The organism is Paenibacillus sp. VT-400 (genome assembly GCF_001029205.1).
Taxonomy (GTDB): Bacteria; Bacillota; Bacilli; order Paenibacillales; family Paenibacillaceae; genus Paenibacillus; species Paenibacillus amylolyticus.
Window position 1 is genome coordinate 576,041 of the sequence record NZ_LELF01000067.1, and the last position, 24,906, is coordinate 600,946.

Here is a 24,906-nt window from a genome sequence, read left to right on the forward strand (position 1 = left end):
AGTATGCAGTAACACCAGCATACAATATCTAATCAAATAGCATGCCTGAAAAAAACATAGCCATAACAAAAAGACCACCGAAATTTTTCGGTGGTCTTTTACCAAATTCAGGTTTATCCATCTCAATCTGGTTTAATTATCTTTTAAGTCTTCAACAGAGTTGATATCCATGTAAGTCGGAACAACCAGACCTTGTTTAACTCCTGTCATGCTGACAGCGATATCTTCAATCTTGTCTCCATATGTCTTCCAGTAGTCCCCATGTGTAAGCGGGAGCCAAACGGCTGGAGAAGCATCGATATCACCTGCCGCCAAGCCTGCCCACATGGGACCAGCTTCGACTTGCAGTGCTTTGACTGTGTAACCCAGATCCGTCTCAAGCACATACTTCATCAGGTTGGTACTCGCAATTTCAGAGTCCCATGCAACATAACCGAGACGTAAATTGTCACCTTTAACCGGGGTTAACCCCTTGGTCCATTCTTCAATTTGGTCCGGATGTTTTTCTGCATAAGTCTTGGCAGCTTCTTCAGGCGAAACGCCCTTTTGAATGTCTACCATGATTTCACTCATTTGATCTGCAGTCCAATTAAAACGAGAGAAGAACTCATAGGCAACGGGATGATCTTCTTTGATTCCCTTACGTCCAACCGTGTGAACTTCCTCTGCATCGCCGAAAATTAAGTCGGGATCATCCAAATACTTCAGATCATACTGATTGAACATCCAGTGCGGAGTCCAACCCGTAACGATGATGGGTTCTTCATTTTTATAAGCTTTGTCCAATGATGCAGTCATTGCTGCTCCAGAACCTTCAATCAGATTCCAGTTAGACAATTCATAATGTTTAATGGCGTTTGCTGTGGCCTTCATCAGACCTGCACCCGGGTCAATACCAACAATCTGGTGATTAACCTCTTCGCCCACATTAGCACTTGCCGATGGAGTGGAAGAAGCTGCACCTGTCTCCAGATCTGCAATCGAATTGACTTCAGTCATGTACTTAGGAACCACGAGGCCTGTACGTACACCTGTCATATTAGCCCCCAGATCGTCCACCTGGTCTTTGTAACGTTCCCAGTAGTCTGCGTGTGTCAATGGCAGCCAAGCTGCTGGAGAGGCATCTACGTCGCCTGAGGCAACACCCGTCCACATTGGTCCGGCTTCGACTTGCAGAGCGTTAACTTTATAACCCAATTTGTTTTCCATCACATATTTTAGCAAGTTCGTACTTGCGATTTCGGAATCCCAAGCCACATAGCTGAGTTTGAATGCATCACCGTTCACTGGAGTCAGACCTTTGGTCCACTCAGCAATCTGATCGGCATGTTTCTCAGCATAAGCTTTAGCTGCTTCTTCTGCAGATGTGCCATCTTGGATAGCAGTCATCATTTCACCCATTTCATCCGATGTCCATTGGAAACGGGACAGGAATTCAAACGCAACAGGGTGATCTTTTTTCAGACCTTTACGGGCGATGGTATGAATTTCTTCAGCATCACCGAAAGATTTTTCTGGATCTTCCAGATATTTCAGATCATATTTGTTGAACATCCAGTGTGGAGTCCAACCTGTAATGATGATTGGATCTTCATTTTTGATGGCTTTGTCCAGCGTAGCCGTCATGGCTGCACCAGAGCCTTCAATCAGAGTCCAGTCAGTCAATTTATAGTCTTCGATCGCTTTTGCAGCGGACTTCATGATACCAGCCCCTGGATCGATACCAATAATCTGATAGTTCACTTCTTGACCTACAGCATTGGCTGCTGAGTTGTTGCCACCAGCCGAAGTTGTGCCACCAACGAAGTATTGTGAGAAACCAGCTACAAGCACAAGGAATGTTGCCGCAGCAGTGATCCATGCTTTTTGCTTGGCTGTAATGCGTGAGGTTTTTTTGCGACCTGGCATAAATACATTTTGTGTAAAACGGTCCAGAACAATCGCGAGTACAACAACGGCCAGACCGGCTTCGAAACCTTTACCGATTTGAAGCTGTGTTACAGCACGATAGACTTCCGCACCAATACCTTGTGCACCGATCATGGATGCAATAACAACCATGGACAGTGATAGCATGATGGTCTGGTTAATACCGGACATCACGGTAGGCAAAGCGAGTGGAAGCTGTACTTTGAACAACTTTTGCATGGAAGTTGAGCCGAATGCATCAGCTGCTTCAACCAATTCGCCAGATACCTGTCTGATACCCAGGTGAGTCAGACGAATCGTTGGCGGAATCGCAAATATAACAGAAGCGATAACACCTGGAACGACACCTAGACTAAAGAATGTGACCGCAGGCAACAAGTAGACAAATGCAGGCATCGTCTGCATGAAGTCAAGCAGCGGTGTAATGATACGCGCCGCAGTTTTACTGTATGCGAGCCAGATTCCGACAGGTACACCAAGCAGGATCGAAACCAATCCTGAAGTGATAACCAGGCCGAGTGTGTCCATCGATTGGGACCAGTATCCCAAGTTATCTACGAGCAAGAACCCGATAACCGTAAATAGTGTCAGTGGGAGTCGTCCTACGAGGAACGCAAGAACACCCAATATGGCAATGAACAGGAGTGGATGGGGCAGCATGAACAGCCCGGAGAAGAATCCAACTACTGCCTGAATAACAATAGAGATTACATTAAACAATCCGGAGAGCGAGGAGCTCATCCAGTCAACGATGGATTCAATCCACGATGCTAGTGGTATTTTGGGAATCATTCTCAAGTTCCTCCTTTACTGCAACTTCACCGCTAAGTGCACCCAGCAGGGCACCGCGGACGATAACACCTTGCAGACGGCCATTCTCACCAACAACAGCGAGCGGCACATGGGCTGAACTTACAATCTCGAACAATTCATGAATCAGGGTTTCAGGCGACACCGTCGGCCCGTCCGTGATCAGAATGTCATTTAATACTTTATTTTCGCGCATTGCACGGGTTGCATCTTCTGCAGTAATGACACCAAGCAGCTTCTTCGAACGGTCAATGACAAACAGATTAGAGACACCATTTTCGCGCATGAGTTCGAGGGCTACCCGAGGACCTCGGTCAAGTGTGATTGTCTCAGGGCGACGCATGACGTGAGCGGCAGTGAGGACCTTGGACAGATCCACGTCTTCGACGAAGCGGGCCACATATGAGTTGGCCGGTTGAATCATGATTTCTTCCGGTGTACCGATCTGCACAACTGCGCCGTCTTTCATGAGGGCAATACGATCGCCGATGCGCAGCGCTTCGTCCAAGTCATGGGTAATGAAAATAATGGTCTTTTTCATTTTATCCTGAAGCTCGATCAACTCATCTTGCATATCACGGCGAATCAATGGATCAAGTGCACTGAAGGCTTCATCCATCAGTAGTACTTCCGGGTCATTGGCAAGTGCACGCGCCAAGCCGACACGTTGCTGCATCCCGCCACTAAGTTCATCTGGCATTTTGTCTTCCCAGCCTTTAAGGCCAACCAGCTCAAGTGAGGTTTTTGCCTTCTCCCGGCGTACTTCCTTATCTACTTTTTGTATTTCCAATCCATACTCCACATTATCAAGAACGGTACGGTGCGGGAACAACGCAAACTTTTGGAAGACCATGCTAATTGTTTTCCGGCGCACTTCGCGCAATTGTTCTTTGTTCATCTTGCGTAGATCCTTACCATGGACCAGAATTTCTCCGGATGTTGGTTCAATCAGACGATTGAACATCCGAACCAGTGTGGATTTACCACTCCCGGACAGTCCCATAATAACGAAAATCTCGCCTTCCTTAATGTCCATGTTGACCCGGTTGACACCAACCGTTATCTGTTTTTCTTTGGCCAACTTTTCTTTACCCCAACCTTGCTCCAGTAATTGCAGACCTTGCTCGGTTTGGGGTCCAAACAATTTACTTACGTTTTTCACTTCAAGTATGGTCATGTTTTCACCCCTTCTGATGTGTTGTGCACTTCGAACGGCTTTCAGCATCCATAAGCCCATACACTTATGCGCCCAGCCACGAAATCCGGTAATTGTTGCTTCGCTTCCCGTCTTTCTGGGTAACGTTTTTAAGTCTAACAATACTTAACCAGTATATCAACCGAATAAACAGTACATAATGTTTGTACAGTAAAAACTGTACAAAGTTTTTCGTCCAAATACTCCGTCATTCTCCTTATTCTGGCTAATAAGGCAGCTTTACATTTGACATTGCTTTTCCTACAATAGAAAATGAGCTGAATTGAAGCTGAATTTTTTGGTTAAAAGATAGTCATAGGCAATTGTAGCCTGGTAAAGTTCCCATTTTCATACATTGGGTGAATGAAAGCCCTCTGGCATATATGATGTCCGGCCGAGTGCTTTCCCATGTAAGCAGGACTTTTAAAGTGTTGCAATTATTTCGCCAAAGACTGTGGAATGTTCAGAATGGAGGTTGCAAGCATGGGCTTGGACCATTTACAAGAGGAACAGCAGGCAACCGTGCTGAAGATTCGTAAGCGCGTCATTGAAGCCATTGGACGTAATATGGATCTTTACGGCGTTACGCTGTCGACGGGACACTTATATGGATTGCTATTTTTTGCAGACAAACCAATGACCCTTGACGATATGGGACGGGAAATGGAAATGAGCAAAACGAGTATGAGTACAGGTGTACGAACACTGCTGGATTTGAAAATGGTAAATAAAGTGTGGAGCAAGGGCTCCAGAAAAGACCTATATGAAGTAGAATACGACTGGCATCAGACGTTTACGGATTATTTTGCGATTAAATGGAGAAAAGCCGTGGAGAGTAACCTACAGATTCTACGCAAATCAATTGAAGAACTGAATCGGTTAGTCGAAGGTCTGGATGAGCAGGCAGACGCTGAACTTATCCACATTCTGATGGAAGACAAACACAAAGTTTTGCAAGCGGAAGCATATTACAAATGGTTGGATCGGTTGATTGATACCATGGAAAATGAAGAGATATACAAGCTGGTTCCGAAGGAAGAGATTAAGGAACATTCATAATTACATGCAAAGGGCCCTTTCCGTTATAGGAGAGGGCCCTTTGGCCTGTGCAATATCTTACTGAATTATTAATGAAGGAACATGATGTAAAAGATAATCTTGCCCATCGTATCGACCTATGTTCACATCTAATGTCCGATCAGACCTGCCTGAGGAAAGACTACAGACTGCTGAGCAATCTGTTCCAGTTCGTTCAGAATCTGCAACCGGCCACCCGGGGTCCAGCATAACCGTTGCCAGTTCGCAATATCGTGAACGTTACCATACAATACAGCAGGGGATCGATTCCACGATGCCGTTTGTTTCATGCGTCGGAACACCTTTTCACTGGCAGGTTGAAGCGAAGCACGATGGATTAACAGGTAATCCGTGTCCAGCACGGGAATACTATCCGCTACATACTCATTTCTGGAACTTTCGCGAGATACAAGCTGAGCAGGCTGAAGTCCCAATTCAGCATACAACAAGTGATTTAATGGATGCTCGCCAGTCCCTTGTAAGCGAATGGATTGATTCGTAACCTCCATCAGAGCCAACCGTTTTTGTCCGAAATAGGGTTGCAGGTTTAGGCTTGCTTCAAGCTTGCGAAACTCAAGTTCTTTGAAATTCAGCAACGCTTGTTTCTCACGTCCGACCAGTTCGGCTATGCGAATATGGTTCTCTTTCCAGTCATTAGTGGACTCCAAGATGATGGTGGGTGCAATACTTTTCAGGCGATCATAATAGGGCTTGTGGTAAAAGTCACCGATGATCAAGTCTGGCTTCGCCTGCCGAAGTTGATCGAATTGTCTGGTTAATCGGCGTTCTTGTTCATATTCATCCGATTCTCGGTCAAATACACCTTCACCTTCCAGCACAGCTACCGGGAGCAGTCCAAGCGAGGCCAAGTTCTCATGGAATCCCATAATGGATGCCGTAGCTACGCGAAGTTGATCTCTTTTCATATATACGCTGGGAGCAATCCCCAAGGTTTGTTTGAATTTGCGGCTAAAATAATACTCATTACCATACCCGACAGATACCGCGACGTCTTTGAGGACACAGGATTCCTCTGTCAGCTGTTTTTTGGCTTCGTTTATACGTAAACGATTCAGGTAATCGGTCGGTGACATGCCTTTGGCCTTCTTGAAACTGCGTGAATAAGAGCTGGGGGTGAGTCCAGCAATCTTGGCAAGCTGATCCATGCTGATTCCTTCACTCATGTAACGTCGCATATACATAATACTGCGTTCCAAGGCAGGGTCCACTTTCTCATGATTGGCTTCCAGCCTGTTCTCTGAGAGAAATTGCAACAGCTCATGCAGCTGGCTATGTATGCTGATAAAGTGATCGGGTTGAAGGCCGCGATAGGTTTCATACAGTTGTTCCAAACGTAATACAGCCTGCTGCTCATGACGAACCAGCAACCTGCCTGTCTCCCAATCCAGCGGGAAGGCGGGTGATGAGGTCATTTTCCATTCACCGCGCACTTGCTGCAAACAAACCGTATCCATGCTTACCAATATACATTCGGTAACGTTCGAGCGTGCAGCGGCCTCGATGGTTGTTCCTGGCTTCAGTACAAACAAGCTGCCCGCTTGCGCCGTATAGACTGTATCATTCAGGACCAGAACACCGTCTCCTTGCAAAATAAGACATAGCATGGGCCGTGACACCGTCTTGCCTTGCACACGGAAATTCTCCCCACGACGCACACGGCACATGGAGGAGAGGAGCGGTAGAGATGAGGTTTCAGCAATGAAGGGAAACTGTTCAGTCATACGGACCATCCTTTTGTCTTATTTTCTTAATGATAACAATTATCATTCTCATATGGAAGATGTTTTTGAAAAATAGTTTTCGACAACCAAAAAAGGACTACCAAGAGCCGTTATGGCTGCATGGTAATCCTTTTTGTTATGGACAAGTCCGTTGAATGGGCTATACGCCTGAATCAACATGAGATGTTAGTACGGTGTCACCAATAGAATATTGTCGAGGAAAACGTCACTCATTACTTTTTTCCCTGTTCCACCCGTTTGCACGTGATACAAGCGATATTGATCTTTGGCATTGATGTAGAAGAGGCCCGCAACATCATCTCTGATATGGAATGCATCCCATTCGTCCCCGGTAAGTTTCGTTACCTTGAGAGCTGTATTAACCGAATAGAGTCCATTGTTGCCCGAGATGTATGCAGCCGTAGATGTACCATTGGTCAATTGATTCGCAACATACGTTACATTGTTCAGGTTCAGGTTGGCAGACTTGGTCACTTTGTTGCCCGAGACCGTTTTGGCATAAGCCTTTTTGTCTGCATCAATAATGACAACCTTGTCTGTTCCTAAGGCACTTATTTCACGAACGCTTTTGTTATGAAGCTGAAGTGTTTTGGCTGAAGTTGTTAATGCAAACGCTTTGCCTTTGGCATAATTGTAATCCTTGTTGCTGTCGAGAACGATTCCTTTGTTATACACGTAAAGATTGTTTCCCCAACCACCGGAATATACAGCGTTCACATCCAGTTTGGCTTTGGGATTAACAGCGGTCGCTTTACCAGTGTTGTAGTTCACCTTATACATGACAACAGCATTGGTGGAATAGAAATCCTCGTACGGGTCTGTATTTACCATCAGTTGCAGTTCGTTTTTAGCTTGATTTGTAAAATAACGTCCTTCCACTGCGCCTGCGGCAATCCGCTGCACAGCTCCAGCACCGTTGGACGTTTTGGACACGATCCACGTGTTTCCATTAACCAACGCATTATAGTAAGCACGCCCTTTGGTTACCAGGAGGAATGGAAAGTCGGTATCAGCCTTGTCAGCAATCTTGGTAACAGCTGAAGCGTCACTATTGCCATTCGCGCGATAAATCGTGCCTGTAGCGTCCAGATAATAGATGAATCCGTTATCCGTATAATAGCTGAGTACATCTGTAGCAAATGTCTCTGCCACATCGCTGGACCCGTCATTTGGAACCCGAAGCAAGGTTGTGGAAGAAGCAGACTGCGTGTAGTAGAGGTAAGAGCCTGCCGCGAGCAAGTCTACACCTTGGAAATCAATTAATACTTCTGTTGTATTGCTGCCATCCGCGGAAACTTTGTACAAAACTCCGTCGGACTCATAATACACTGTGGATTGGCTAAGTGAAGCTGCCTGGGCTGCGCTTCCACCTCCTAATGTCACTGCTGCAATGAGTGTAAATAACAGCAATGTACAGATGGTGCGTTGTACGTATGTATACCCTGTTTTCATTCGTTCATCGTCCCCTTCGTTCTTCTATATGTATGTCGTTAATTCCTTATGTTATATCGGTAAACTATGGAAGATATGTTAGATCTCAAACATGAAAAAAAGAAGAAATGAAATTGAATTTCATACACAATCCAACCTGAAATCGAATTGCGCATGATGCTGCCAATCCCATCCCAAAGCATTCTCTGCCTGACTTGATCATGATAACATTACACTCAACCAGAGCAGAGGAGTGAGCGATCATGGTAATGAATGTGGCGATCATCGGATTTGGGAATGCAGTGGTGAATTATCATTTGCCTTATCTGGACAAAAAAGAAAACATCAAGGTGAAGACGATATACCGTCGCGAGGAAGATCGGGTTGGCGACACAGAGCGTGAATCACTTTATCCCGAGATTACTTTTACGACGAATATCGAAGACATATTGCAGGATGATGAGATTGAATTGATTGTTGTTGCCACCCATGTGGATAGCCATGTAGAGTACGCCAAGCTGGCATTGGAACACGGGAAACATGTGCTGGTGGAGAAACCTTTTGCCTCTACTTCTGCGGAAGCCAAAGATATCTTTGAACTAGCCAATCGTAAACATCTCATCGCCATGGCGAATCAAAATCGCAGATTTGATGGTGACTTTCTGACATTAAAAAAAGTGATTGAGAGCGGCAAACTGGGGAATATTGTTGAAATCCAGTCCCACTATGATTATTTTCACCCACAGTACGCGAGAAGTGGATTTGGATTGATGCATGGCTTAGCTGTGCATACGATCGATCAGTTAATCTCCATCTATGGCGTAGCTGACCGTATTGATTATGATGTTCGGAGTTTGATCGCGCCGGGTGAATCCGATGATTATATCGATATTGATTTTCGTTATGGACGAATGAAGGCCACGATTAAGTGCAGTCTGCTTGTGAAGATCGAACATCCAAAATTCATTGTGCACGGGGATCGAGGGAGCTTTGTCAAATATAGCAGTGGGCATCAAACGAAAAATGGAGATGGACGAACCAGGGTATCCATTGAAGCTGAACCGGAGAATAACTGGGGTACGATTAGTTATGTGGACGATGAGGGAGCATCACACACGGAGAAAGTTCCTTCGGAAGCAACGGACTATGGCGTTTTATATGATCAACTGCTTCAAGCCATTCGACATAACGGTGACAAACCGGTCAAGGATGAAGAGGTTTTATATGTATTGGATATTTTACATGACGGAATCGAAGCGGCGAAGAGAGCCAACTGACAAACCAACGACAGGAGCGAAACGATATGATGAATATAGCAACGATTGGTACAGGGTCCATTGTGGATGCCATTTTATCTGCGATAAATGAGCTGGAAGATGTTACGTGTACAGCGATGTACTCTCGGAAGAGAGAGACAGCACAGGAGCTTGCGGGTAAGTATGGGGTCGATACCATCTATACGGACCTGGAATCCCTATTTTCAGATACAAATGTAGATCTCGTATATATTGCTTCACCAAACAGCATGCATTACGAACAGGCCTATCAGGCACTTCAACATGGCAAACATGTCGTCTGTGAAAAACCGTTCACATCCACGCTTCAGGAAGCAGAAACGCTGATTGCACTTGCAAAAGAAAAGAATCTGTTGCTGTTTGAAGCCATTTCCAACATTCATCTGCCCAATATTAAAGTCATACAGGAGCAACTACCAAAGCTTGGTCCGATCAAACTCATCCAGTGTAACTACAGTCAATACTCGCGCAAATACAATGATCTGCTTGCAGGGGAAACGCCGAACGTATTCAATCCACATTTCTCTGGTGGCGCGCTGATGGATATCAATATTTATAATCTGCATCTGGTCATGAATCTGTTTGGCAGTCCGAATACCGTATCGTATACCGCGAACCAGCATGCTAACGGCATTGATACGTCAGGTGTAGTGGTTCTTAAGTATCCGGAGTTTATTGCGGAATGTGTAGGTGCCAAAGACACAAACGGCATGAACTTTGTGCTTATTCAGGGCGAGAAAGGTTATCTTCAGGTTGTAGGAGGAGCTAACGGTTGCCGGGAGATCAAGCTTCAGATCGGGAATGAGCCTGCTGTGGCGTATAATGCGCAGACCAAATTGAATTGGCTGTGCTATGAGTGGGAAGCGTTCAGGGACATCCATGCAAGTGGTGATCACAAACGGTGTTACGAACTGCTCGAACACAGCCAGTCTGTAATGAGTGTACTTATGAGTGCACGTAAGGATGCCGGGATTGTATTTGCAGCAGATCAACGGTAATCGTTAATATGTATCGCTAATGCTCCCCATGTACAACATGTCGAAAATGTAGAGTACCGAGACCATCGAAGACATTTTGGACAGTCTTAACTGTTCATTGTATCCGTAAGCCAGCAGCGTTTCATCACAATGTCTGGAGAGGGTTGAATGGTTGTTGCCCGTGACCGCGATGACTTTCATCTGTTTGTTGCTCAGCACTTTGGCAGCTTCAATCATGGATTGATTCTCACCTGTGTGCGAGATAACAAAAGACAGCGTCAGGCTGTTGGGATTCATCGTGTTCAAGTAATGCATGTTGGGACTATTATGAGCAATCGCAGATATGCCGAGTTCATTCCACTTGGCACAAGCCTGCTGAGCCAGATAATAATTCATATCACTGCCATAGATATCGATACGTACGGATTCTTTGACCCAGCTCGCGATTCGTAGCAAAACAGGAGCGTTTAACATCCGGCGGGTATCCTCCAGCGCCTGCTGATACAGGTAAGGAACTGAGTCGATGGCAGCCAGCACGTTGCCTTGTTCTGCAATTGCATGATCCTGCTTCTGCGTCGCAGAAGGTATCTGTTGATATTCAAGAGCAAGCTTGAGCTGAAAGTCTGGGTACCCCTTGGTACCCAGCTTTTTGCATAAGCGAACAATGGTGGATGAGCTTGTATAAGTCTGCTGAGCCAGTTCATGGGCAGTGGAATCAAATACAACTTCGGGATTGCTCAGGATATAGTCCACAATATGCTTCTCCTGTGCCGTTAATTGTGAAGCATATTTTAATTTTTGAAGTAGTTTAGATTCCATACAGTTGTTCCATTCCTCTCTAGAATCATCCCATAGCATATATCTCCACATCATAACCTGCGTATATTTATTTCTCAATCTGTATAGCGGAGCGACAGTGTAGTTTGTTGAATTTCGTCGCTACACTCCACATCATTCAGATCTGACTTTCCGCCAGTTGCTGACGACTATTCCACGACGTGACCAGACGAAGAAGAACCACACTTATGAGCAGGAGCACTGCTCCAATCATGACTAACATCCAAGGACCAATCAGCAGCATGCCACTGGCTTGACCAGCGACTAAGGCGATGAGGGGAAGGACAATTAATCCGCCGAGTTGATAGGCTTCCTGGAACCCACGGACCTTGGCCGAGATCAGGACGTTTAATAAAATGACCATAAGACTGCAAGCGGGAACAACCCACACGACAAGTATGATCCAGTTCAGATTGGGAAACATCAACGTTCCAAACATGGGGTACATCAGAATATTGGCAATGATTCCGTAGATCAGGAAAGTAACCCAGGATAATAGAATGGAAGGGATCAGGGCAGCTAGCACTTTGCCTTTAAAAAGAGTGTCCATACTTATCGGTGTGAACAACAATCCTTCCAGCGTCTTGCGTTCCTTCTCACCAGCGAAACTATTGGCCGTCAGAATGCTGGAGGCCATCACCGGAATGATGAGAAACAAGGGAGCGAACATATACATGGCCAAGTAATAGACAATACGATGATTATCTGTAGGCATGGAAGCAAGCTGAGGAATCTGTCCACCATGGGTTAACGCATCCAATGATTCGAGTAGAAAGCTGATGTTGCCCAGAGAACGAAGTTCCATTCTGGAGGCCGCCCACAGGAGGGCGGAGGGCATGATGATTCCAATAATCAGTGGAACGATCAACATGGGCAACCAGAGCTGAATGCTGGCTGTGACGGACCGGATATCTTTACGTACCAGTGCACGTATGGCTTGGCGGTTATTCATGGTGATGTGCCTCCCTTATGGCAAAATAGATACTTTCCAGATCACTGCCCGTGATGCGGGCCTGATAGACTTGACCATGCTCCGTTAATTGCCTTAGCAGTAATGGAATGTCTTCACGCGATGTAAGCTGAAATACTGCTTGATGTGCGAAGATTATTTCACGTGTGTAGTCGGTTGCTGTGTGCCATCCATCCGGCATGTCGGCTTCTACTTCGAGCTTCGGAGTGGACAGGTACCGGCTAACAATCTCCTGTTCCGTGCCTTCCTCCACGATGCGCCCCTTTTCCATGAAAATATAATGATCACAGACAGCTGACAGTTGGGACAGCACATGGGATGAGACCAGGATTGTCATCTTTTCTTCCTTATTTAACTGACGGATAATGCGCAGCACCATCTGAATTCCATCCGGATCCAGGCCATTGGTGGGCTCATCCAGAAACAGGATGGAAGGACGGTGCAAGAGTACTCGTGCAAGGCCCAAGCGTTTCTTCATGCCTGTGCTATAGGTGCCGACTTTTCGATGCTGATAATCCTGCAACTCGAACAGATTTACAAGCTCGTCGATTCGTTTCTTGGCATGCTTCAGGCCAAAAACATCTGCGAAGAAAGTCAGATTGTCACGCCCGCTCATATTTTCATATAATCCACTTTGCTCGGTAAGAGTGCCACACATGGCCAGTACTTTCTCTGCCTCACAAGCGGCGTCCAATCCGTTAATGGTTACCTGTCCACTGGAAGCGCCCAAAACCCCATTCATGATACGGATCAGTGTGGTTTTGCCCGAACCGTTGGGTCCAATCAACCCGGTGACACTGCCTTGTTTAACTGTAAAACTGACATCATGCAGTGCTTGATGCACTTTGAATTGCTTGGATATGTTGCGTACTTCGATCATGTATATTCACCGTCCGATCTGAGTTTGGAGATTATACGTGTGGTAGGCTGATATCGTTCAAATGGACGACAAAAAAGATATTTTCCTCCTTCAATAGTCCCGAATGGAGGATGCACATTTACCCAGAAGTCTGCCTGAAATCGGGTCTCAGGTTTGTTTTCACTCTGTCTTGTAACATGTATCCTTATTTTAGGGTAGAACATCCGTTTCATTGCTATTCATAACGTGGTAATGAAAGATAAGGCCTTACGTCTCATGAATGCCTGAAATATGCATATAACGCCGGTCTTGGTTATTCAGGGCCGGCTTGACGTGATGTTTTGGCGTGCCTGTCACGGGGAACGTCTGTTTCTAACGATTACATAATGAATTCGTCTAACACATCCATATGAATACATCGTATGGGTACATATTGTGTATTGGACGTAGAGGAAGGTGAGTGAGTCATGACAGCATCCAATGAATATCGTTTTCAAGTGAACCTGAGCGGGATGATCCAGATTTTATCCAACCATCTATATAGCAGTCCTAAAGTGTTCTTGCGCGAACTGATGCAGAATGCGACGGATGCGATTACCGCACGAACGGAGGCGGAGCCAGGGTATCAGGGTGAAGTTCGTGTTGAACTGACGGGAACAGGTGAGCAATTGACCATGATGGTGGAGGATAACGGCATCGGCTTGACTGAAGCTGACATCCATGAATTCCTGGCGATGATTGGACAATCCTCGAAGAGGGGGCAGCAAGCGCTGCTGGATGGAGAGACGTCCTTTATCGGGCGTTTCGGGATCGGGTTGTTATCCTGTTTCATGGTGAGTCACGAAATTGTCATGCTGACGCAATCCGCGAAGGGCGGCCCTTCGATGGAGTGGCGGGGCAAGCCGGATGGCACCTATACGATTCGACAGTTGGACACACAGCTGTCCCCGGGGACCAAAGTATATCTGCGTTGCACATCGGACGCGGTGCACTACTTTGAACCGGATTATGTGAAAGAAGCTCTGTTCTATTACGGAGCATTATTGCCGTATCCGGTCACGCTGTATCATGACGGCGTGCAACATGTGGTGAATAGCGAGACACCGATCTGGCTGATGGACCCTGCACTCGCACGTTCACGCAGATCAGAGGTATTGGCATTTGGTGAACGTCTGCTTGGTGAGCAGTTCCAAGACTTCATTCCGTTGACGACAGCTTCAGGCCGTACCGGAGGTATTGCTTTTGTACTGCCACACGCGGTTAATCTGAATGCCAAGCGTTCTCACCGGGTTTACCTGAAGCGAATGCTGATTTCGGAGAAGGCTGAGAACATTTTGCCAGAGTGGGCTTTCTTCGTGAAATGTCTGATCTGGACAGATGAGCTTCAACCGACGGCATCACGGGAACATTTTTATGAAAATGAAAAGCTGGAGGAAGTTCGCTCCGAACTCGGAGACGCACTTCGCAGGGGACTGGCTGACATGGCTGAGAGCCAGACGGAACGGCTACAGAAGCTGATTCGCCTGCATGCCCTGTCCATGAAGGCACTGGCTGTGCAGGACCAAGCATTTTACGCGATGATTCATCGCTGGTTGCCATTTGAGAGTACGAGGGGGCACCGTGAATTGGGTGAGTTAATTGATGAAGGAGAGACATTGTATTTCACGTCCTCTGTTGATGAGTACCGTCAGATTCATCATGTAGCTTCCGCACAATCGATGCTGGTAATTAACGGTGGTTATATCTATGACAGCGATTTGATGGCGACACTGCCGATGACCGTGCACAACGTACACACGGAGCGGCTACAGCCGGATCAGGTCTCGATGAGTTTCACCGATGTGCCACCCGCTGAGCGTAATCAGTATTATGATGCCTTGCGACTGGCCGATTCTGCCTTACAGCGCTTCCGTTGTCGGGCTGAGGTGAAAGGTTTTAAACCTTCGGATCTGCCGGTGTTGTTCACGCTGTCTCAGGAATCCTCAACACTTCGTGCGCTTGAAAAAGCAAGCGAGGAGAGCACGGAATTGTTCTCGTCTGTTCTGGGTTCATTGTCTTCTGGCATGAGTTCAGCAGGGTACTCAACTTTGTATTTGAACGTGAGTAATCCGATCATTCAGCGGGTACTGACATCACCGGATGACCAGATGACGCCGATTGCCATCGAAATGTTATACGTCAATGCACTGATGATGGGGCACTATGCAATGAGCAAGCAGGAGCTTGAAGTGTTAAATCAGGGCATTGTTCGTTTTATAGATTGGGGTTTGCGTGCAAATACAGATCGTAAGGGGGATGCCTGATGAAGACAGAGATGGATTTTGAAGAACTGATGGACGAGGCCTATGGTTTGCCCAATGGTCCGGCGAAACTTGGTATGCTGGAGGAAGCAGCAAGAGTTGCCGATGTGAACGGCATGGAGGAAGAGGCATATGAAGCAAGATCGGAGATTGTGGAGACAGCAACATTCTGTGGTTATCCGATGAAAGCGCTGATTGCTTTTTCCTGGCAGCTGGGCAAGTTCGACCAACAGCCCGAAGAATATGATGAAGAAACGTTAATGTGGTCGTACAAATGGATATTGGGCAAGATGCCCGACTTCCCGGAAATATCACGCGAGAAGATCCTAGAGCTGTTGGAGGATTTCGGACGGCGCTTCAAGTCCTACGGTTACAGCGAACGCTCCTACTGGTATTATCGGTTCCGGATCTTTATGGATTTTGGGGAGCTGGAGGAAGCGGGACGCAGTTATGATCGATTCAGAACGATGGATCGTGACTTTATGAGTGACTGCGAAGCCTGTGAGCAGGATGAGATTATGCGATATTTCTTGTTAAAAGGAGACGATGAGAAGGTGTTGGAGGCGGCACAGCCTATCCTGAAAGGGCGTATGAGCTGTGCAGAGATTCCGCATCTGACTTTGTCTGAAATTTTGATGCCGTTATATCGGTTGGGACGGACTGCGGAAGCAGATAAACATCAGACCAAGGGATATCGCCTGATTAAAGGCCAGAACGATTTTGTGCAGAGTTTTGCGGAGCAGATGGATTATCTCACACGTACGAACCCGGCAAAAGGCATTGATGTGCTGGAGGAAACACTGGTGTTTGCTGCTGATCATGAAGATCCTTACGCCAAAATGTTGTTTTATGCCAGAGCAGCATCGTTGCTTCGCCGCTGGGTGGAAGAATCTCCAGAATACCGATTGCGTCTGCCAGCATCCTTCCCGTATGAAGGCGATCCGGGCGACCTGCTCAAGCTGGCCGATTACTTTGCGGAGCATGCTCAGACCGCTGCAGCCAAGTTTGATCAGCGCAACGGGAACCTCCATGTATCTTCGTTGATCGAATAGAGACGGATATAACTCATTAACCGATCGCTATAATAAGTTATGAAAAGTAACGAAACAGGCTTGTTCGAGAAGGATCGTATCCTTCTGAACAAGCCTGTTTTTTTCTTGCATCATAAGCATGATCAATCTAATCGGTATGAAGATATTTTATTTTTATTGTGCTGATGTTGCAGAAGGGACCGTTACTGGTACAGGAACCGGTGCAGTTTCAGATGTCTCATCTGCAGGCTCAGCTCCTTCGGCAGGTTCTGCTTGTGGTTGTTGAGCTGCCATCAGTTCAGCGACGATTTGATCTGTTGGTTGGGTAAGCAGCGCATACATGATCGCAGCCTCTTCCTGACGAATCAGAGGTTTGCGGGAAAGGAAATCAACAGAACCATCCTCCATTACCTTCACCTCGGGTCCATGGATACCAAGCTTCGCCATCATCTGAATGGCTGGTACAGCCCATGCATCTGTGTGCCCCGCAAGTTTCACATCATTGAACAGTTCGCTAGGATATTGTAGTTGCATAATTCTCCACATCATGACCATTGCTTCCTGTCGGATAATCACTTGATCCGGCTTAAATTGCTGTTCGTCCGTGCCAGTAATCATACCCAACTCATATCCGAGTTGAATATATCCGGCTGCTGCATGATCTGCCCAGTCGGTGCCAGCAGGAGGCGTAGTTTTGCTGGGCTTCAATCCACTCAGTTTAAGGGTGTTCTCAATAAATTCAGCTCGTGTCACACCTGTTTTTGGTTGGAAGGACTTGTTGCCATCATTCTCATAATATCCAAGAGATTGTATGGCATAGATGGCTTCGGCATAAGGACTGTTCTCACGAACATCCCGGAAGCCCATAGGCTTTTGACCTTTTTTCTCATAACCCATAGGGTTGAGGTAAGGTTCTTTCATGTATGTGGTTCCATCTGCATATTCTTTGAATGCTGTGAATTGACCAGTCAATTCATCTTTGAAGAGATTATCTTCCACCTGAATCAGGTTGCGTTGACCCAGGAATACATCGTTAATGCTCAGTTGTCCTGGCTTATCCCCGCCACCTTTCAAGGAACTTACAATTGTGCTAAGTCGAAGATCTGCGTACAATCCGGTGAAGCGTTGCAGCTCAGCTGCGGATTGCGGCGTGTATGCCTTGAACTGTACAGGCTCTGCATATTCCGGGAAGAAGCTCTGGATGAATGCAGGGTAGAACAGGTTACGAAGTGCTCCATTTTGATTATACGTCAGGAAAACGCCTGTATTTTGCTCGGGAATAAGGAAGAGATAAGAGCTGAATCCGGTCAGGTCGCCTCCTTTTGTAATAACTTTTGGACTACTTCCTGCTCCGGGAAGCTGAAATGCAGCTTCGAATCCATACGTCGTGTTTGGTAACAGTGGATGAATGGAAGAACGGTACTGTTCCATACTTTTTACCGTGGATTCCTTGAAAATTCGCTTGTTGTCCTTCACGCCATCATTCAGGAACGCAATCATGAACTTCCCGATGTCCTCAGCGGTAGACAACATGCCACCTTGAGGCATTGGTGTTGGAGAGATGGTGTAAAGATCAAGCGGATTGTGTGCCGCATCATAGCCCGTGGCCAGCTGCTTTTGGAACTTATTGTCCAGCATGAAACTGCTGTTATCCATTCCTAGCGGTTTGAAGATATGTTGTTGCATGTAGGATTCAAAGGGCTCGCCGCTTACATTCTCAACAATCATGCCAAGCAGCAAAAACGAGAAATTATCGTACATATAGGCGCTACCAGGCTCGCGAACGACAGGAGGCATGTGTTGCTGTGCGTAATCCTCCATCGCTATGTACTTGTCGAAATCAGTATGGATGTCTTCCTGCTGCGGATCACGAATCTCGAATCCGGTCGTGTGTGTGAGCAGGTTCTCCACAGTTACAGGTTTGTCAAAAGGATTATCGAATTCGAGCCCTTTCACATAGGTCTGAAAATCAGCTTGCAGATCAACCTTGCCTTGCTCCACTAGCTGCATTACAGCAGCTGACGTGAACGTTTTGGATACAGAGGCTACACGGAAGGCCGTATTTTTCGGATCGATCGCTGTTTTACTCTCCACATCGGAGAAGCCATATCCTTTTTCCGCCAGAACTTTGCCATCCTTCACAACAACAACGGAGGCTCCCACATAATGGGGTTTTGCCTCAGGTGAATCGAAGAATGAATCCAGAAAAGCTGTAGCCGATTCAGTTGTCAGCGCTTTCGTCTTTCCTTGTTCAGCAGCTACTGGAGTCGCGGTCTCCGCCTGAACTGCGGGTACCCACAGACTGAGAGACAGAACCGCAGCCATAAAAGCTCCTGTTAGGGAGGTGAACCTGAAACGGGTCTTTCGTTTGGATAAATGCATGCAAACACTCCTTTATGAAAATATTTACAAAATAGTTACCTACCCATGTATTACTGATTACTCGCACGATAGGTTTCACGATAATAGATTCCAATGTTGGCAATCCAGATCACAGAGAGCATCACAATTGGGAATGGAGCAAAGGTAAAGAGCATCGAATATAGAACCATAGAGACCATTCCAACACCAAGAAGTACATTCATCATCTGAAAAGAACGATAGGCTGCGCGATAGACAATCCATTTCTCGCCTTCATCCAGCTTCTCAAAATGATCCTTCTTCATGTTGCGCGAGTTCAGATCCAGAGTGCGCTCAGGATAATAACGGTTGTATCGCTTCACAGTCAGAGTTTGCACGACCACAACGATGATAATAGAGATACACGAAGCAACAAAATTCAAGAGGTTGAACAGTTCTGGAGAATTCGGCATGGTTCGGTTGGATGCATACAAGGACAAGGCAAGTGCTGCCCAGGTAAACGTAAGAATAACGCTGAATCCGCTGAGTATCATCGCTTTACCGAGGGAGCGCTCTGCGGGAGAGATGAGTGAATCGGAATCTCCATAAGCGTCATTTTCCATGGGAGGGACAGATGGCGTGCGGGAGAGACTGAAGATGTTCCACACCGTCATAACTACCACAAGAGCCGCCAGGATTGCGAATAAAAGATCATAGTCATAATACACGGACAGCGTCCAGTTCAAGTCAGAAGGGAGTTTACTGACTCCGCTAGCGCCGAGAAAACCAACTACAGCGCCACCGGCTGCATACAAGGGAAGACGCAACCGCTTTTTAATGGACGAGGATGATGAATTTTTCATTTTAATCTCCACCTTTCAGTTCAAAGATTTTTTCGACAGGTTCACGAAATACATGTGCTATTTTTAGTGCCAGAACGACCGACGGAGAGTAATCTCCACGCTCAATCAGGGCAATGGTTTGACGGGATGCACCAATGAGTTTGGCCAGTTCTGCTTGGGATAGCCGGTCTCTGGCTCGTAACTCCCGAACGTGATTGTGTAATTCTTCCACTTGCTCACCTCCATGAACCTAATGTACATGATATTTGACTAAATGTAAACTATAATATACAAAATGTTAAAGATAATTTACTTCTGAACGTTGATCATGGACATGAAAAAGAGAGCCAGTTGGGCTCCCTAGGATGATTATTTTGTTGTCGGAAAAGTTGCCAGAAAAGTGAAATCAAGATGCATCTGCACACGGCAGATGTTGATTTTGTTCCTCTGCCCTCCGAAGTAACATTCGGAAAAAGACGAGCGCTCCAAGCCCCATCAGGATATACAGACCAGCCATCGCATAGGAGGGCAGAAAGGCTCCAATGGTTAACCCGAGACTGCCGAGAAGGGCAGCAGCGTTGTAACTCAACCCGTCAGCAGCCATATAGGCAGCACGGTCCGAATCTGGAATCATGCCCGCGAGCATGACCTGACGAACAGGGGCGTACATCAATTCTCCAATGGTTAGCAATATAGCGGATGAGATGAGTAACCAGGCCCAGTTGCTGAAAGCAAGTACGGTGAAACCTGCGGTATAGAGGAGCATACCAACAGTCATAATAGATCGGGACTGGAAGCGACCTATCCATCTGGTGAATGGAATGGCAACCAAGGCAACCATTACGGTGTTGATGACCATGATCAGGCTGAACATATGCAGACCTGAGATATCTGAGCCGAACAGTTGGGCGGTGAATTCATTTTTTAGACGAACAGCGATGTATTTATCCAACTGAAATTCCAGGGAGACTGCAAGTACAGTGGCCGTGAAAAATATCATGAAACGTTTGTCCTGAAAGACCGCCCAGTACGTTTTCAGTATGTTCCTCTGGATGGGAGCATCACCATAACCTAATGCGCGTTTATCCATTGTTTCACGAATCATAAAGATCAAAATAAACAAGGTAGCTAGGCTTTCAAGGCATACCAGACTGAACAATAGGAAACGAAATGATTCGAAAAATAGCCCGCCCATCAGTGCACCAAAAGTTACAGCAACGTTTGTTGTCCAATATTGCAACCCATATACATAATGACGTTCATGTTCACTGCTCACGTCGACAATCATAGCATTAGCAATCGGCACGGTGATCCCTGAACTGAGACTGCTGAGCAGAAACATGAGGCAAGTGACGATGATTGAATCCATCCACGGCGAATTGGCGATGGCCAAGCCGAGTAGAGCCATGACTTGGAGACTTTGTGCGATCACCATTAATTTTTTTCGTCCAATTCGGTCAGACCAATATCCTGCCCACAATCCCACAATCATGGAAGCCACAATATTGACCGTCAGCAATAACCCCGCCAAACCTGCGCCAATCTGAATACTCTGATAGATCGCCATGAATGGAATGATGGACTTTTGGGTCAGATCGGTGAAAAAATCAGTAATGATACGTATCCTGATGTTCGGGTGCAGATCGGCGTATTTCATAAATCGTTGTTCTTCCTTCCCACTGGTCATGTTGATGTTACTGAGTATAATGGAGGAAAACCTGAAGAAAAACTGTAGAAGCATCCGGATGGATTTCGTATTTTAGCAGAAGGTAGGGCAACTATGGACGTATCAGAACATTACATTCAACTGCGATTAAACTTTCCACATGTACATGATGAACAAGAAGTACTTACAACGGTAGGTGAACTTGCCGATCTTTTATGTTGTACCATGCGCAATATGAACCTCATTATGAACAAATTCAAGGAGAATGGATGGGTCAGGTGGAACCCGCAGCGCGGAAGAGGCAAAAAATCGATGCTGGTATTTTGTGTCCCGTTGCTTGAAGTGGCGCGTGAACGGTTTGACCATCTCCTGGATGGGAACAGGATGGAGGATGCCTATGAACTGGCCACCACCTTGCCAATTACGATGAGAGAACATCTGATGCAGCAAATGCAGCATCAATTCGGTCTGCGTTCGAATGGAGAGGACAGAGGACGAGTGGATACATTGCGGATTCCACGGAATATCCCTTTTAAGACATTGGATCCCACGCAGACGGCCATGTGGGGAGAAGTTTTTATTGTTGCGGAGGTTTTTGATCGTTTGGTTCGTTATAATGCTGAACACCAGGTCTGTGAACCGAGTCTGGCTGTGGCATGGGAGAGTCATTCAGAGGGGAGGGAATGGACTTTTTATCTGCACAAAGGTATACCCTTTCATCATGGAAGAATATTGGATTCAGAGGACGTGAAGTTTACCTTTGATCGCATTATCTCTGACAATAGTAACCCGTGCAGGCCTCTGTTTGGATCTATTGAGCGCATAGAGACGTTGGACGAATTGACTGTACGTTTTGTGTTAAACAAGCCTAACTTCATGTTCCCGGATCTGATGAGCAGTATGTCTGCATCGATCTTGCCGAGAGATGTGGAGATGAATCCGCTCCATCCGATTGGAACAGGACCTTATCGGTTGACACGTCATGATTCCAAGCTGCTTGTGTTGGAAGTATTCCCTTCCTACTTCCGAGGCCGAGCCTATATTGACCGCGTTGAAATATGGCAACTTCCCCATTCTGGGAGGGTGGAGTCCGTCATCAAGCATAATATATTTCCGGATGCGGAGCCTCGTGCCGTGCAGCATGAGATGCAGGGTGGCATGTATATGACGTTTAATATGCAAAAGGAAGGGCCGCAGCATGATGTGAATTTTCGCCGGGCTGTTCAACAGCTATTGAATGCGCAGGAGTTGTCGCAAGCGCTCGGAAGCACGAACACGCAGGCTGCTTATAGTCTGATTCGAGGACGAGTACAGCAACCTTTAAAGGTGGGTTCAGATCAAGGGGAGCCATGGAAACAGCAATCGGAACAAATAGAATGTTCGGTCACACCTGTATCTGACCTTTCCGTGGAGACCTCACTGGCGCGGGCCTCAGCATTACTGCGTCATAGCTCTTATCAAGGGCAGAGTTTAAGCCTGTGGGTGGAAGAAGGCGAGAAGATGGAGACGGATATGGTCTGGTTTGCAGAGAGATGTAAACAGATTGGCCTACATATCAACATTATGCCGGGAGATCCGGTCCACGCAGTCTATCAAGATGGGTTTGGGGATTGTGATCTGATCTATACAGGAGAAATCTTCAATGATAATGTCGTGCTGAGTCTCGTGACGATGTACACCTTCCAGAACACGTTATTCCTGATTGCTATGAATGATTACTGGAGACATGAACTGGAACAGGAATGTGGACGAGTGGTCATGATCCAGGAACCTGCGGAGCGGTTGAATAGATTGATTCGGCTAGAAGATCGACTGATTCAGGAGGCATTGCTTCTGCCGACATACAGCTTCAAGGAAGAACACGCCCATCATGATTCGTTGCGAGATTATCGTCTTGCGGGGTATGGTCTGCCTGATCTGCGCAGATTGTGGGTGAAGAGAAGCCCTGGGGCCGCTGAAGAGGATACGAGTTATCCGGTGTATATTCCGTTGTGGTAGGACTATGCAAGCGTAGTAATGCCGTATTAACTGACTTCACCGATTGCTTGTCAAACTAGTCCGCATATATCGAACAAGTCCCTCATAACATGTACTAATCAAGTAGGGGTTCTGCTGCAAGCACAATCCTGAAGTGAAAACATGTGCTAAAGGGGATGATGTCATGCGCCGAATATCATGGATGCTTGCCATGGTATTGGTCTTATCGGTCTTGCTTGCCGCCTGCGGGAAGAAGGATGCGGCAGCTGTGGTCAAAGATCTGAACGAAGTCGTAGGAGAGATGGAAAGTTACCAGGGGGCAGGCGTGATGACGCTGCATACCGGAGATACGCCGCAGCAGTACAAAGTCGAGGTATGGCATCAGAAGCCTTCCTATTATCGTATTGCGTTAACGAATGCCAAAAAGGATGTAACACAGATTGTACTGCGTAACGATGAAGGCGTGTTTGTTTTGACACCGAGCCAGAACAAAAGCTTCCGTTTTCAGAGCAATTGGCCAGATAATCAAGGACAGGTATATCTCTATGAAACATTGATTCGGAGCATTACGGGGGATACAACCCGTCAGTTTGCCGACGAGAAGGAGAGCTATGTATTTGATGTAGCTGCCAATTATAATACACATGCACTCGTCAGACAGAAGATCTGGCTGAATAAAAGCGATTATGCACCTAAACAGGTGGAGGTATCCGACTCCAATGCCAATGTTGTAGTCGATGTGAAATTTGACTCCTTCAAATTCGGGACTGAGTTTGAGAAAGATGCCTTTGACATGCAACGTAACATGACAGCCGCTACAGAAGAAGGCGGCAAAACAGGAACGGACTCCGTTGTGACTCCTGTGGAACAAACCGGTAATGAGGGCGGTAAAGAACCTGCCAATCCTCAGACTGCGCCGGAACCTGACGGAGCTGTCACTGATGGACAGACGGGTATAGGTGGGGACACAGAGCAGCAAGGTACAGAGGGTGCTGCAACAGGTCAGGAAGGCGAAGAGCCGACACTTGCAGAACCGGAAGGGGCAGACAGCTTCGGCGTGATTCAGCCGACCTATGCGCCGGAAGGCGTGCAGCTCAAGGACGATCAGATTCTGGAAGAAGCGGGAGACTATTCGGTTATGCTTCGTTATGAAGGAACATATAATTACACGATATTCGAAGCCAGACCACAGGATCGAGCTGTATCACTTGCTCCATCCAGTGTAGTAGATCTTGGATTCACACTGGGGATGATCAGCGGAGATGCATTGAAGACTCTGACATGGATGACAGATGGCATAGAATATCGGATCACCAGTGCCGACCTGCCTCAGAACGAAATGGCACGCATTGCAACATCGATGCAGGAAGAGTCAGGCAAATGATTTTTGAACAAATGAACGAATAGTAGCATAAACATAAGGAATGCTAAGAAGCATCGGAGACCTGTTCTCCGGTGCTTTGCTTTGATGTAAGAAAGGTATTCATTTAGCGCTGTTTTTCTTACCCGATACACTCAATAAAGCAAAATGCGCTTCTACGCAGAGGGAACCGGGTAAATAATCGATATAAGCAGATTTTGCTTGGGTGAAAAGTGGGATTTTGCCC

The 24,906-nt window shown here is 46.6% G+C and carries 18 protein-coding genes; 7 read left to right on the plus strand and 11 right to left on the minus strand.

Annotation, left to right across the window (positions count from 1 at the left end):
• Nucleotides 1–132 precede the first annotated feature (132 nt).
• Both EL84_RS13175 and EL84_RS13180 read right to left on the minus strand, forming a co-directional pair.
• Complete coding sequence (locus tag EL84_RS13175; protein ID WP_047842002.1) at nt 133–2,721, minus strand: glycine betaine ABC transporter substrate-binding protein; 2,589 nt, start codon at nt 2,719–2,721, stop codon at nt 133–135.
• Nucleotides 2,687–3,916 (minus strand): quaternary amine ABC transporter ATP-binding protein, encoded by a 1,230-nt coding sequence (locus EL84_RS13180; protein ID WP_036611218.1) that lies wholly within the window; start codon nt 3,914–3,916, stop codon nt 2,687–2,689. Before EL84_RS13180 ends, EL84_RS13175 begins: the two co-directional genes overlap by 35 nt.
• A 501-nt stretch (nt 3,917–4,417) precedes the next feature.
• Here EL84_RS13180 and EL84_RS13185 point away from each other — a divergent pair.
• Nucleotides 4,418–4,993, plus strand: coding sequence for a GbsR/MarR family transcriptional regulator (locus tag EL84_RS13185; RefSeq protein ID WP_036611216.1), 576 nt, complete (start codon nt 4,418–4,420; stop codon nt 4,991–4,993).
• A gap of 128 nt (nt 4,994–5,121) precedes the next feature.
• On the opposite strand, the gene EL84_RS13190 is transcribed toward EL84_RS13185, so the two are convergent.
• A complete protein-coding gene (locus EL84_RS13190; protein WP_047842003.1) occupies nt 5,122–6,753 on the minus strand; it encodes a helix-turn-helix domain-containing protein in 1,632 nt (543 codons plus the stop codon).
• 186 nt (nt 6,754–6,939) lie between these two features.
• Complete coding sequence (locus EL84_RS13195) at nt 6,940–8,226, minus strand: hypothetical protein (protein ID WP_047842004.1); 1,287 nt, start codon at nt 8,224–8,226, stop codon at nt 6,940–6,942.
• A 242-nt stretch (nt 8,227–8,468) separates the two neighbouring features.
• On the opposite strand from EL84_RS13195, the gene EL84_RS13200 reads away from it, so the two are divergent.
• Nucleotides 8,469–9,482, plus strand: a complete 1,014-nt coding sequence (locus EL84_RS13200; protein ID WP_047842005.1) for a Gfo/Idh/MocA family oxidoreductase — start codon at nt 8,469–8,471, stop codon at nt 9,480–9,482.
• Nucleotides 9,483–9,511: 29 nt separating this feature from the next.
• On the plus strand, nt 9,512–10,498 hold the full coding sequence (locus tag EL84_RS13205; protein ID WP_047844166.1) for a Gfo/Idh/MocA family protein: 987 nt from the start codon (nt 9,512–9,514) through the stop codon (nt 10,496–10,498).
• 3 nt (nt 10,499–10,501) lie between these two features.
• Here EL84_RS13205 and EL84_RS13210 read toward each other — a convergent pair whose 3' ends face one another.
• The 3 genes from EL84_RS13210 to EL84_RS13220 form a co-directional block, all read right to left on the minus strand.
• Nucleotides 10,502–11,296: a MurR/RpiR family transcriptional regulator gene (locus EL84_RS13210; protein WP_235431529.1), complete on the minus strand. Its 795-nt coding sequence runs from the start codon at nt 11,294–11,296 to the stop codon at nt 10,502–10,504.
• Nucleotides 11,297–11,432: 136 nt separating this feature from the next.
• Nucleotides 11,433–12,266 carry an ABC transporter permease subunit gene (locus EL84_RS13215; RefSeq protein WP_047842007.1) on the minus strand — a complete coding sequence of 278 codons (834 nt, stop codon included), beginning with the start codon at nt 12,264–12,266 and terminating at the stop codon, nt 11,433–11,435.
• Complete coding sequence (locus tag EL84_RS13220) at nt 12,259–13,164, minus strand: ABC transporter ATP-binding protein (protein ID WP_047842008.1); 906 nt, start codon at nt 13,162–13,164, stop codon at nt 12,259–12,261. Before EL84_RS13220 ends, EL84_RS13215 begins: the two co-directional genes overlap by 8 nt.
• A 446-nt stretch (nt 13,165–13,610) precedes the next feature.
• On the opposite strand from EL84_RS13220, the gene EL84_RS13225 reads away from it, so the two are divergent.
• On the plus strand, nt 13,611–15,446 hold the full coding sequence (locus EL84_RS13225; RefSeq protein WP_047842009.1) for an HSP90 family protein: 1,836 nt from the start codon (nt 13,611–13,613) through the stop codon (nt 15,444–15,446).
• On the plus strand, nt 15,446–16,495 hold the full coding sequence (locus tag EL84_RS13230; protein ID WP_047842010.1) for a hypothetical protein: 1,050 nt from the start codon (nt 15,446–15,448) through the stop codon (nt 16,493–16,495). Before EL84_RS13225 ends, EL84_RS13230 begins: the two co-directional genes overlap by 1 nt.
• A gap of 153 nt (nt 16,496–16,648) precedes the next feature.
• Here EL84_RS13230 and EL84_RS13235 read toward each other — a convergent pair whose 3' ends face one another.
• The 4 genes from EL84_RS13235 to EL84_RS13250 all read right to left on the minus strand — a co-directional run bounded on the left by EL84_RS13235 (nt 16,649) and on the right by EL84_RS13250 (nt 21,313).
• Nucleotides 16,649–18,856: a serine hydrolase gene (locus EL84_RS13235; RefSeq protein WP_047842011.1), complete on the minus strand. Its 2,208-nt coding sequence runs from the start codon at nt 18,854–18,856 to the stop codon at nt 16,649–16,651.
• A 50-nt stretch (nt 18,857–18,906) separates the two neighbouring features.
• Entirely contained in the window at nt 18,907–19,677 is a 771-nt protein-coding gene (locus EL84_RS13240; protein ID WP_047842012.1) for a DUF3169 family protein, read from the minus strand.
• A gap of 1 nt (nt 19,678) precedes the next feature.
• Nucleotides 19,679–19,888, minus strand: coding sequence for a helix-turn-helix transcriptional regulator (locus tag EL84_RS13245; protein WP_017690042.1), 210 nt, complete (start codon nt 19,886–19,888; stop codon nt 19,679–19,681).
• Nucleotides 19,889–20,062: 174 nt separating this feature from the next.
• A complete protein-coding gene (locus EL84_RS13250; protein ID WP_047842013.1) occupies nt 20,063–21,313 on the minus strand; it encodes an MFS transporter in 1,251 nt (416 codons plus the stop codon).
• 123 nt (nt 21,314–21,436) lie between these two features.
• Between EL84_RS13250 and EL84_RS13255 the strand changes: the two genes are divergently transcribed.
• Both EL84_RS13255 and EL84_RS13260 read left to right on the plus strand, forming a co-directional pair.
• Nucleotides 21,437–23,320: an ABC transporter substrate-binding protein gene (locus EL84_RS13255; protein ID WP_047842014.1), complete on the plus strand. Its 1,884-nt coding sequence runs from the start codon at nt 21,437–21,439 to the stop codon at nt 23,318–23,320.
• A gap of 163 nt (nt 23,321–23,483) precedes the next feature.
• Nucleotides 23,484–24,683, plus strand: coding sequence for an outer membrane lipoprotein-sorting protein (locus EL84_RS13260; protein ID WP_047842015.1), 1,200 nt, complete (start codon nt 23,484–23,486; stop codon nt 24,681–24,683).
• The last annotated feature ends 223 nt before the right edge of the window (nt 24,684–24,906 follow it).